This window comes from Pontibacter virosus (assembly GCF_003096355.1).
In the GTDB taxonomy this organism is placed as follows: domain Bacteria; phylum Bacteroidota; class Bacteroidia; order Cytophagales; family Hymenobacteraceae; genus Pontibacter; species Pontibacter virosus.
In genome coordinates this window covers 242,059-254,010 of the sequence record NZ_QEKI01000003.1, presented here as the reverse complement: position 1 = coordinate 254,010, position 11,952 = coordinate 242,059, and the positions used below count along the sequence as shown (strand labels likewise).

10 protein-coding genes are annotated in these 11,952 nt (G+C 49.7%); 5 read left to right on the top strand and 5 right to left on the bottom strand.

Annotation, left to right across the window (positions count from 1 at the left end):
• Positions 1–559: 559 nt before the first annotated feature.
• Positions 560–1,228, bottom strand: coding sequence for an NAD(P)H-binding protein (locus tag C8E01_RS06330; protein WP_116542512.1), 669 nt, complete (start codon positions 1,226–1,228; stop codon positions 560–562).
• A gap of 51 nt (positions 1,229–1,279) precedes the next feature.
• A complete protein-coding gene (locus tag C8E01_RS06325) occupies positions 1,280–2,110 on the bottom strand; it encodes an SDR family NAD(P)-dependent oxidoreductase (RefSeq protein WP_116542511.1) in 831 nt (276 codons plus the stop codon).
• A gap of 655 nt (positions 2,111–2,765) precedes the next feature.
• Here C8E01_RS06325 and C8E01_RS06320 point away from each other — a divergent pair.
• Together C8E01_RS06320 and C8E01_RS06315 are read left to right on the top strand one after the other, a co-directional pair.
• Positions 2,766–3,437, top strand: a complete 672-nt coding sequence (locus C8E01_RS06320; RefSeq protein ID WP_116542510.1) for an OmpA family protein — start codon at positions 2,766–2,768, stop codon at positions 3,435–3,437.
• 102 nt (positions 3,438–3,539) lie between these two features.
• Positions 3,540–4,535 carry a DUF2382 domain-containing protein gene (locus tag C8E01_RS06315; protein ID WP_116542509.1) on the top strand — a complete coding sequence of 332 codons (996 nt, stop codon included), beginning with the start codon at positions 3,540–3,542 and terminating at the stop codon, positions 4,533–4,535.
• 77 nt (positions 4,536–4,612) lie between these two features.
• On the opposite strand, the gene C8E01_RS06310 is transcribed toward C8E01_RS06315, so the two are convergent.
• On the bottom strand, positions 4,613–5,290 hold the full coding sequence (locus C8E01_RS06310) for a hypothetical protein (protein ID WP_116542508.1): 678 nt from the start codon (positions 5,288–5,290) through the stop codon (positions 4,613–4,615).
• A gap of 371 nt (positions 5,291–5,661) precedes the next feature.
• Between C8E01_RS06310 and C8E01_RS06305 the strand changes: the two genes are divergently transcribed.
• Complete coding sequence (locus C8E01_RS06305; RefSeq protein ID WP_116542507.1) at positions 5,662–6,477, top strand: hypothetical protein; 816 nt, start codon at positions 5,662–5,664, stop codon at positions 6,475–6,477.
• 376 nt (positions 6,478–6,853) lie between these two features.
• Here C8E01_RS06305 and C8E01_RS06300 read toward each other — a convergent pair whose 3' ends face one another.
• Together C8E01_RS06300 and C8E01_RS06295 are read right to left on the bottom strand one after the other, a co-directional pair.
• Positions 6,854–7,369: a RidA family protein gene (locus C8E01_RS06300; protein WP_116542686.1), complete on the bottom strand. Its 516-nt coding sequence runs from the start codon at positions 7,367–7,369 to the stop codon at positions 6,854–6,856.
• A gap of 116 nt (positions 7,370–7,485) precedes the next feature.
• Positions 7,486–7,683 (bottom strand): hypothetical protein, encoded by a 198-nt coding sequence (locus C8E01_RS06295; protein ID WP_116542506.1) that lies wholly within the window; start codon positions 7,681–7,683, stop codon positions 7,486–7,488.
• A 158-nt stretch (positions 7,684–7,841) separates the two neighbouring features.
• On the opposite strand from C8E01_RS06295, the gene C8E01_RS06290 reads away from it, so the two are divergent.
• Positions 7,842–10,622 (top strand): type I restriction endonuclease subunit R, encoded by a 2,781-nt coding sequence (locus tag C8E01_RS06290; protein ID WP_116542505.1) that lies wholly within the window; start codon positions 7,842–7,844, stop codon positions 10,620–10,622.
• Position 10,623: 1 nt separating this feature from the next.
• Complete coding sequence (locus tag C8E01_RS06285; protein WP_116542504.1) at positions 10,624–11,949, top strand: restriction endonuclease subunit S; 1,326 nt, start codon at positions 10,624–10,626, stop codon at positions 11,947–11,949.
• Positions 11,950–11,952: the final 3 nt, after the last annotated feature.

The following is an 11,952-nucleotide window of genomic DNA, read 5'->3' as shown; positions in this document are numbered from 1 at the left end:
ATTAGCCGACGCCATTTCACAGGTATAGGTGTTGAAGCTTCAGCAGTTTCATTGCAGTACCGGGTCCAACCACCCCTACCCCTCCTTATCAAAGGCGGGGAATCTAGGGAACGATTAACCCACCCCTGCCCCTCCCAAGAGGGGAATTTCTGCTATTGCAAATCCTAAAGTGTTAGCTTCTTTGTTTCTTTCTAAGCAAACAAACCCCTGGCAGGTATAGCAAGGCTAACTTGCACGTTGGCAATGAAACAAGAAACTTTGCCAGGTGCGCATTTGACGATTTTGTGTTTGAGCGGTCAGCGAGTTTAAAATCGTCTTGATTTTTTTGCTTACTTTTTTCATCAAGGAAAAAAGTGAGGCCGGCCAGGGCAAGCTACAAAGCAATATCATTTGATATACCTGCAAAAGCAGTTGCTACACCTACAATAGTAATTGCTTTAAAGCAAAGCAAGCTATACCTATACCTGGGCCAGCCTGTCCCGAGTGCGATCTCGGGAAGGCCCCTCCATAACAGACACGAGCGAAGACGCTCGCGCCATTTCTATCACAGTTATCAAAACTACCGGCTCAAATGCTCTCTTTCTGCCAGCTTAAATATGTCGCCTAAGGTATAGGTATGCACACCGGGCTGGGCGGCTATACCGGCGTTGATCATGGCCCGGGCCACCACCTTGTCTTCGTAAGGCTTGTACTTGCCGGCTATACCGAGTTTATCGAAAAAGTTGAGCACCTTGTAGGCTACCTCTTCGCCGGTGCGGCTCTCTTTGCGGTCACCGTGCAGCAGGCCCGGCTGTATGATGTTGATGCTTTGGAAGTCGAGCTTTTTCACGTTCTCCTCCAGCGTACCTTTCATGCGGGAGTAGAAAATCATGGAATCCTTGTTGGCGCCTGATGAGGATACCAGCACATAGGCCGGAACACCGTTTTGCGCAGCGGCTTCCGCGAACTTGTACTGGTAGTGGTAGTCGACCATATACTGCTCGTTCTGACCACCTGCCTGTTTGAGCGTAGTGCCCAGCGTGGAGAAAAACACATCCCCTTTCACCAGGTGCTGCCAGGCTTCGGGCTTGTCAAAGTCGATCAGGTGTTCTTCCAGTTTGGGGTTGGCTATACCTAAGGTGCGGCGTCCGAACACGATCACTTTGTTAAAGCGGTCATCGGCCAGGAGCTGCTGTACCAGTTGCGAGCCCACCAGGCCGGTTGCGCCAATTACGAGTGCTGTTTTCATAGTATGGTTTGTTTGTCGGTTGTTGTTATATTTCTATACCTGTTACAGGCGCTATTGTTTTCGGTCTTTGGTCAGTTGCACAGAGGCTTCCCATAGTTGAGCGGCCACTTCGGGGCTGACCTGATTATTCCGGCGGCCGGGCCTGCGTTTGTAGTAGTACTCCCCGTCCTGCCAGTCTTTGCCCGGCTGTGTACTGATCAGCCAAAGTAGGGTGTCGGCTCCCTGTTCAGGCGAAATCATAAAAAAACGGCCCAGCAAGCCTTCATACAACCACTTGATCAGGCCGCTCCCCTCCCGCGCAAAACTTGTCTCGACGACACCCGGATGAAACGAAGCCGCCCACACGCCCTTGAATCGGGTGCTGATCTCCATGGCATGCAGGATGTTCATGAGCTTTGCCGCACCGTAGGCCGCCATGCTTTTGTAGTTCTTTTGGTTTTCGAGGTCGTTGAAATCGATGCGGCCCATGGTGTTGGCCACACTGGAAGTATTGATCACGATCGCCTTGGAGGTCTCCAGCCTTTCCTGGAGCAGAAGCGTGAGCAGAAAACCCGACAGATGATTGACCTGCAGGGTGGTTTCGTGACCGTCTTCGGTCAGGCGTCTGTTCGCAATAATGCCGCCCACGTTGTTGACCAGCACATCGATGCGGGGGTAATTCACCAGCAAGGTATCGGCAAAGGAACGCACCTCTGCAAAGCGGGTATAGTCCACGAGGTAATAATCGCAGCCGATCTCCTCCGCCAGTTTTTTGGTTTCATCTGAGCGGCCCGTAATAACGACCTGTGCTCCTTTCTGCCGCAAGCTTCGGGCCGCTGCCGCACCGATGCCGGAACTGCCGCCCGTGATGATGATGGTTTTACCGCTGAGGTCTGTTTGCATGCTTAACTTTTTATATCATCCGGAATGTTGCGGTATGAACAGGTATAGTGGACCTGTTGTTTTCCCGACAGGTATAGAAATTCGGATGCGGATTTATACGGTTGATTTAAACTTTGCGCTGATTGGTGGTCGTGCGTCTGCGGCGGCAAGTCGTAGTCTTAGAACTTTACCTCGAGGTGAAAGCTTGAATTAGACAATCATCACAAGCGCTCTGAAACTTACAGAAGCTCTTCGGGACATTGAAAACTCTTCGGGAATTATAATCCCGAAGCTTTGTACAGGGCCCTACCCCCAATAGCAGGGAATTTCCTGATCCCCGTGTGCCGGTTGCGTCCTGCTGGTATGCGGGGATTAGGAAATTCCCAACAGGTATACTTTCGGATTTGAAAATCCGAAAGAGCATGCAAAAAAGGATTCCGGAGATCAACCCAATCAGTCATCAAAGACCCACATCAGACAACTGGGATTTTGCATGGGTCAGGGACGCAATAACAAGCAATTTACCGCTCCTAGATTAGACTTTTTCTAGCTAAGATTTCCTTATTGATAACTAAGTGTATAGGTAAATCGTAATCTTTCTATTGCGTCTTAGTTTTTTTAAAGCTGGCGCGATGTTGATCTAAATCTTTTTTAAACAAAATAAAACAACTGAAAAATGGCTGACTTAAACGTTGAACCAAAACAAAACAGACCCTGGTGGATATGGTTACTCCTGGGTCTTCTGGCCTTGCTGGCTATCATATTCTTACTTCGTGGATGTGACGATGACACCGATGTGGACCGTGACATGGACACAGATACGACCACTGCCACCACAGCCGGTGCTACGACCGGTGGCACAACCGGCGGTATGGACACAGATCGCCGCATGACAACCGACGCAGACTGGAATGCGATCGACCGCAATGCGCCGGTGGCCACTTACCAGGAAATCACAGACAGGGATGTGACCGTGAGAGGCAATGAAGATTATGCGATCTACAGCCTTGACGAAACCATCCTGTTCGATACCGATTCGAAGGAGATCCGCTCTGCGGCTACGCCCAAGCTACAGCAAGTGGCACAGTCGCTGAACCAGCGCTACAGCGATGGGCAGGTGCGCATCTACGGCTATACCGACGCACGTGCCAGTAAAAATTACAACGAGCAACTGGCCGAAGAGCGGGCAGAGGCCGTGCGCAACTGGCTTACCCAAAACGGCAACATCAGCCAGGACCGCATTTCGGTGCATCCGGTGGGTGAAGCTGACCCGGTTGCCTCTAACCAGACGGCCGAGGGGCGCCAGCAGAACAGACGCGTGGAGATCGTGGCAAGGCGCGGCAATTAAGCCGCTCCTGCACCGGACACAGGGAAATTATACACGTGTCCCGAACCCGCGTATAACCTAGTAGCATAATGCCAACTTATAGATTATTAACTAATTACGACGATGAACACAAACGAAAATTATAATGATAGAAACCGCCTGCAGGAGTTGGGCGGTAGTGACTTCCAGATAGCTGAAGGAGAGCCTAACATCAAAGGCTGGACTGTGAAAGACCCGCAGGGCAACACCATCGGCGAAGTGGAAGAACTCCTGTTCGATCCGCAGACCCGCAAGGTGCGCTACATCGTGCTGGACCTCGAAGGCAACTTCCTCGATCTGGAACCACGCCACGTACTTATACCGATCGGGGTAGCCGAGTTGCAGGATGCTGATGACGATGTGATCTTACCAAATATCACAGCGGACCAACTGAACGCATTACCCGTGTACGAAAAAGGCAGCCTGACACGCGAAACTGAAACGACTGTGCGCAATGTCTTCGGAACAATGGGAGCCGCCGGTGCCGCAGCCGGCGCTGCTGTGGCAGGCCGTGGCACCCGTGATAAGGATGATTTCTACAACGATCCTGCCTACGATGAAGACAAGTTCTACCGCAACAGACCCAACACCTCTAATGTAAAGGATGACGATCAGACAATTCCGATCATCAAAGAGGATCTGGAAGTCGGTAAGCGGGAAGTAGAAACCGGAGCCACCAACATCCGGACCCGCATTGTGGAGCGTCCCGTGGAAGAGCATATTAAACTGCGCGAAGAGCATGTGGACGTGGAGCGCAGACCGGTTAACCGTCCTGCGACAGATGCCGACCTGGCCAATGCCAAGGAAGGTGAACTCAACATAACCGAGCGAGGCGAAGAGGCCGTGGTGAACAAAGAAGCCCGTGTGGTAGAAGAGATCAACCTGCACAAAGAGGTAACGGAGCACGACGAAACCATCCGCGACACAGTTCGAAACACGGAGGTGGACATTGACAAACTGGACCCGAATAACCCGCGCAGAACGAGCACAGACCCGAACGATCCGCGACGGCCAACTGATCCGAACGATCCGAACAGTCCGCGTCGACCAAACGACCCGAATGATCCGCGCAGGCCATAAGCTATAAACAAAAATCCCCTCTGCTGTAACAGAGGGGATTTTTTATGCCTGGTATGATGCCTTCGAAACCCTGCCGACTACAAACGGCTCAGGTCACCCTCCAGTTGCAGCAGGATGTCTTTCAGCGACTCCTCCCCCATGCGACCGGCTTCGAGTTCAAACTGGTCCAGGTATAGCCAGGTAAATTTCTTCGACGACTTCCAGAGGTTGCGCAGTGGCTCTTGTGTGTTCTTTACCAATCCCTCGCCACTGGCTACCACAGCGCCGTTTTCGAGCAGTTGGTAGTGCAGCACCAGGTCCGTAGGCCGCGGGGTAATCGATTCCTGAGCGGAGGTAATGTGCGCAAAAATCAGGAAGATCACATTGCCTTTGTTCTCATACATAAACTGGCCGGGCGTCTGCCGTATATCCACTACCAGCTGCCTGCCCCCTAAGCGATCCTGTAGGTTGAGCTTGTCTGCTGCCTGGTACATACCGCTGCGCACAGCGGCTGCCGCCATACCCGGATCGAGCTCGCAGGAGATGGTCGAGTTCCAGCCCCAGTACACCAGCGCAGGTATAAAAGAGCGCTCCAGCTGTTTGTATTGATGGCCGGGTTGTGCGGCGGCCTGGGCATTTACCACCAGCGCATCGTGCTGCGGCGCGGCTACCTGCTCTGTCTGCACGCGTTGCTCCACAAACGAAGCGTATTTCTTCGTGCCCATACAACCCGACAGGCCCAGGACTGCCACCAGCAGCCAGCTAAAATTTTTCATAAAGTATGATCTTTGAGTTACACCCGCTGCGTGCAGATCCGGCTTGTTTCATCTCAAAACCAAGGTATAGCCAGCGAGTATCCGGCAAATATAGCATTTTACCCATCGTACCAAAACAAGTCAGTACAGCTGCTGTTATTTTTCTTTTCTCAGACCATAGTGCAGCTACATCAACCCGAATCTTTATCCCTTTTCTGATGGAATAAGTATCGATCAAAGACTTCGGCTGGAACCGCGACGGCAGGCCGGTGCAAATGGGTCAGGATAAGGATGGGTATCGGCACACGATCACCGAACATTCCAGGGAGCTTTTGGTTAAGTTTCAGTCTTTTGCGTAGATAAAACATTCCCGAAATAACGCACGCCGGACTATGAAAAATATCAAGACGCTTGCCATCCTGAACACCGTGTTTTTCCTGCTGCACCTGGTGCCCTCGCAGCTCACGCAGCTGGAGCTTTTCAATAGCCAGACCATCGGCGAAGTTTCCACCAAATATCCGGCGCTCTTCACCCCGGCGGGTATCACCTTTTCTATCTGGGGCATCATCTACCTGGCGCTTTCCGCTTTCTGCATCTACCACCTCGTCAAAGCATTCAAGGAGCCAGCCTTGCACGTGGCCAACGCAGACCTGAAGCGGCTCGGTTTTCTGTTCATGCTCAACAACCTGGCCACCGGCGCCTGGACTATTGCCTGGGTAAACGAGCGGCTGTTGCTCTCGGTGTTGCTGATCCTGATCCAGCTGATCACGCTGCTGCTGATCCACCTGCGTCTGAATATTTTTGACCCTAACCGCTCGGCCGCTTCCCGCTGGTTTACGCAGGTGCCACTAAGCCTGTACTTTGGCTGGATCATCATCGCCACGGTTGCCAACATCAGTTCTGCCCTGGTGGGTTTAGGCTGGGACGGCTTTGGCCTGAGCGAAGGACTCTGGACCATGATCATGATCGTAGCTGCCACGTTGATTGTAGTATTTGTGGTCTATACCCGCACCAACCCTTTCATCGGACTGGTGGGCATCTGGGCACTCTACGGCATCATCCTAAAACACCGTGAGCTCAATGCAGCGGAAAGTCCGCAGATCATCACAACGGCCTGGGTCTGTTTGGGGGTGGTAGCGTTAATGGTGGTACTGGTGTTTTTCAGGTATGGGAAAGCGGTACGGGAGCAGGTACAGACAGACCATTAGACTGGCTACCTTACAGCAAAAAAGCTAAATAGAAGTTTCAACTGCTCGTATGGGCAAAAGCAGCCGTATTTGATTTTATACCTGACAGATTGGGCAGTCACTAAAACGACCGCTATTCAGCTGTCATTTACCCCTGATTAAGTAGTAATTGCTAAAAGCTCTAAGCTTCCTTAATCGATCATCAACTCGATAAAGAAATAAGCAACTGAGCCTACCAATAGCAAAGCAAGTGCGGTATTCGGAGTCATAGGCGGTCCTGGTTATGGGTAAAACAATAGCAACATAGCCCGTTGCACTACTATAGTTAACTAGCTAGTTTACAGAAGGTTTTACAAAACAATAGCCGATTTAATATAACCTTAAGCGTGAAATCAGTCTATTGCGCTACTTCCACGATCATCTCTACTTCCACTGCCATGTTAAACGGAAGCGCATTAGTACCTATGGCAGTCCGCGCATGTTTGCCCATGTCTCCAAAAACTGCGATCATCACCTCAGAATACCCGTTGATCACTTTCGGCTGGTCGTAAAAGGTCGCGGCCGAATTCACATACCCATTCACTTTCACGATACGCTTGACCCGCTTCAGGTCCCCCAGCTCTCTTTTCAGTACCGCCAGTTGCAGCAGGGCAATCAACCTTGCCGCCTCATACCCCTGCTCCAAGGTCAGGTCCTGTCCCAGCTTGCCGGTTATGTACTCCCCGTTGCTGGTACGCGGACCTTTGCCCGACAGGTAGATCAGATTTCCAACTCGTACAGCGTCAACAAAACTGCCACCAGCGGCCGACACTTGCGGCAGCTGGATGTTTAATTGGGCTAACTTATCTTCCGGAGACTGCGCAAAAGCCACGAAAGTGGTAAAGAACATCAGGATCAGCAGTAGTGTTTTCATACCTGTAAGGTAAGTTATCATTTCAAACTTCAATTTCATAGCACAGTATTGTCACCCCCGCCCTGTCATTTCGACGATAGGAGAAATCTGGACGTGTTATGCAATGACTTAACGGATTAAGAATTATACGCGTCGTACACATTCCAGGCCCAGAGGATGAACGGTATGATAATCGTCCACCAGAAAAAGAAAGTCAGAATCCCGCCGAAGATCCAGATAAATATTCCCTTCAGAATATGGCCTTTGATGAGCTGACCTAATCCCGGTATAAAGAAAGAGATCAAGGCAGGTAAACTGTGTGTTTGCTTTTGCATATCATTTGGTTAATGATTCTAATCCAGAAGTAATACATAAATACTTAAAGCAACACTACTATATTTTTCTTCCTTTTACAACAAAATCATAAAATTGCTATATATTTAAAGCACCTTAGCGTTACAACACAAATTTAGCCTACGTTCCGCTTCAGCCTATGAACCAAACACCCGAACAGATTGCCCGTGACCGAATCGACCAATTACTGGAAGCTTCCGGCTGGGTGATCCAGGATAAGAAGGCCTTTAACCTGAGCGTGAGCACAGGTATAGCCATTCGGGAGTGGCAGACGGATGTAGGGCCAGCCGATTATGTGCTGTTCGTGGACAAGAAGCCGGTTGGTATTATTGAGGCCAAACGCGAGGAAGAAGGTGTGAAACTGACGGTGCACGAAGACCAGTCTTCGGATTACGCCAAGGCCAAGCTGAAGCACATTAACAACGGTCCGCTGCCTTTTGTGTATGAGAGTACGGGCGCGATCACCCGCTTTACCGATCACCGCGACCCAAAGCCCCGCTCCCGCCCTGTTTTTACTTTCCACCGTCCCGAGACTTTTCAGAAGTGGCTGAAGGAAGACAAGACGCTGCGTGCGCGATTCTTCGATATACCTGGCTTGCCGACCGATAACCTGCGCGACTGCCAGGTGCAGGCGATCACCAACCTGGAACAATCATTCCGGGAGAGCCGTCCCAAAGCGCTTATTCAAATGGCGACGGGCTCTGGCAAAACCTTTACGGCTATCTCGTTCATTTACCGTCTGCTCAAGTTCGCCAAAGCGAAGCGGGTATTGTTCCTGGTAGACACCAAAAACCTGGGCGAGCAGGCTGAGCAGGAGTTTAAAAAGTATGAACCGCAGGACGATAACCGCCTCTTCCCGGAGTTGTATGGCGTTACACGGCTAAGCAGTTCTTTTGTGCCGAGTGACAGTGAGGTATACATCAGCACCATCCAGCGACTTTACTCCATTCTGAAAGGCACGCCGCTCGACGAGAAGGACGAAGAAGAAAACCCGAACGAAGACAAGTGGCAGCCCAAAGAACCGATGCCGGTGGTGTACAATGCGGCTATACCGATGGAGTTCTTCGACTTCGTGGTGATAGACGAATGCCACCGCAGCATTTATAACCTATGGAAGCAGGTGCTCGATTATTTCGACGCTTTCCAAATTGGCCTGACCGCTACGCCTGATAACCGTACCTTTGGCTATTTTGACAGAAACCTGGTTTGCGACTATGGCTACCTGAAAGCCGTGGAAGACGGTGTGCTGGTGCCTTACAATGTGTTCGAGATTGTGACTAAGGTGACGCAGGAAGGCGCTAGAATTGATTTGGGCGAGTATGTAAGCTCACGAGAAAAGCTGACCCGAAAAGAATTCTGGAACCAGCTGGACGAAGAAGTAGAATACAACAACCGACAGCTCGACGACAAGGTGGTGAACGTGAACCAGATTCGATTAATCGTGCGTGCCGTGAAGGACAACCTGCCAGCCATGTTCCCGGACCGTGTGGATGCGGAGGGCAAGTTTGAAGTGCCTAAAATGCTGATCTTTGCCAAAAGTGACAGTCATGCCGATGATATCATCCACATTGTGCGGGAGGAGTTTGCTGAGGAGAACAAGTTCTGCAAAAAGATAACCTACCGCAGCGAGGAAGACCCGAAGAGCGTGCTGCAGCAGTTCCGCAACAGCTATTACCCACGTGTGGCTGTAACCGTGGATATGATTGCCACCGGCACCGACATACGGCCGCTGGAGGTGCTGCTCTTTATGCGCGACGTGAAAAGTCGCAGCTATTACGAGCAGATGAAAGGCCGTGGCACGCGCACCTGCAGTCTGGAGGAACTGAAAGCCACTGGCACGCCGACCGCCAGGTTCACCAAAGACCATTTTGTGATCATCGACGCGATTGGCGTGGAGAAGAGTCGTAAGACCGACAGCCGACCGCTGGAGAAGAAGCCGGGCCTCTGGCTGAAGCAGGTGCTAGAAGGTATAGCCATGGGCAATACCGACGAAGCCATGCTGAGCACGCTGGCCAACCGCTTGATCCGGCTCGACAAGCAGATTAACGAAAAGGAGAAAATGGCCTTCGCCGAGAAGACTGGCGGCTATACCTTGAACCAGGTGGTGAAGCAGCTTCTGCATGCCCATGACCCGGACACGCTGCAAGGTATAACACAGGAGATACAAGCACAGCACAAGGGCGCAGCGCCGGCCACCATCGAGGCGGCTATACAGGAGCGGCACCAGCAGATCATTAACCAGGCTGTGGCCTTGTTTGATGACTACGAGGTGCGCGACTTTGTGGTGGACATTCGCCGCAAGTATGAACAGATTATCGACCACATCAACCCGGACGAACTGGTGAATATTGGTTGGGTGGAAGACAATATGGCCGACGCCGAAAAACTATTGAGCGACTTCAGGGCCTGGATAGAGGAACACAAGACCGAGATCACAGCACTGCAGCTTTTCTATGGACAGCCCTACCAGCGCCGCGAGCTCACTTATAAAATGATAAAAGAACTGGTGGAGCGCATTAAGACCGACAAACCAGGTATGGCTCCGCTCACCGTCTGGCGTGCTTATGAGCAGCTGGAGAAAGTAAACGGACAACCGAAGAATGAAATGATGGCCTTGGTTGGCTTGATCAGGCGGGTAAGCGGACTGGACGACACCCTGACAGCGTATGACCGCACCGTGGATCGCAATTTTCAGGACTGGGTGTTCCGGAAGCAGGCGGGCGTGCTGAAGTTCTCAGAAGAGCAAATGCAGTGGCTGCGCATGATCAAAGAGTATGTAGCCAGCAGCTTCCGGATAGAGCCGGATGACTTTGATCTGAGCCCTTTTAATGCCCATGGGGGACTGGGTAAAATGTGGGCTTTGTTCGGTGAAAAGACCGACGAAATTATGAATGAATTAAACGAGGAGTTAGCAGCGTAGTATGATTAATAAGAATACGATTCCCCAGCATTGGGAAGTAAAGAAGTTGGGGGAGATTGTTAAGACTACAAGTGGAGGAACTCCTAGTAGAAAAGAAGCAAAATTTTATAACGGGGATATTCCCTGGGTCAAATCAGGTGAATTAAATCGAGGGGTTATATTTGATACTGAAGAGAAGATTACACAAGAGGCAATTAAAAACTCGAGTGCTAAGATTTTTCCAAAAGGTACACTGCTAATTGCGCTTTACGGAGCAACAATTGGTAAGCTAGCTTTTTTAGGTATAGAAGCTGCTACTAATCAAGCTGTGTGCGGAATCTATGAAAATGATAAAGTCGCATTAAAATACCTTTACTACTACCTGTATTTTAGCAAGCCAGATTTACTAAAACAAAGTATAGGCGGAGCCCAGCCTAATATTAGCCAAACTATACTAAAAGAATTAAATGTAACCCTCCCTCCCCTATCTGAGCAGCAGGAGATCGTTGCCAAAATAGAGGAGCTTTTCAGCGAGTTAGACAAAGGCAAAGAGCAATTAGAAACCGCCCGCCAGCAACTCAAAGTATACCGCCAAGCCGTTTTGAGATGGGCTTTTGAAGGGAAATTTACTAATGCTGAAGTGAATGATGGTGAATTGCCTGAGGGGTGGAAGTGGGTAACTATGGCTGATGTATGTAATAAGATTGGAGACATTGACCATAAAATGCCTAAAAACTTACCATCAGGTATTCCTTATGTATCGACAAAAGACTTTACAAATGATTTTAAAATTTCATTTGATAAGGCTAAATATATCTCTGATGAAGATTACCAGAATTTATCACGCAAAATAAAACCTGAAAAAGGAGATATTATATTCCCACGATATGGAACGATAGGAAAAAATATCTTAATAGATTATGACAAGAAATTTCTGGTGTCTTACTCATGTGCAATTGTAAAGCCTAATCCAAAGCTAGTGCTTTCCAAGTATCTATACCTATATACTTTATCTCCTAAAATAACTAAAGAAATAAGAAAATATATTGTAGAAACCACTCAAGCTAATATTGGTATTGCTTCAATTAAAAAATTTGTTTTCCCTCTTTGCTCTATAGATCAACAATCTAAAGTAATTCAGGATTTAGAAAGCCGCTTAAGTGTGTGCGATAAAATGGAGGAAACTATCAGCCACAGCCTGCAACAAGCCGAAACGCTACGTCAGAGTATTTTGAAGCAAGCGTTTGAGGGGAAGTTGGTAACAATAGGTATAGCAAAAACCACCATCGAGCAGATTCAGAATGAGTCAAGTAAAGTGGGCCAGTTTCAGATTAGTTTTGAGAAGTAACAA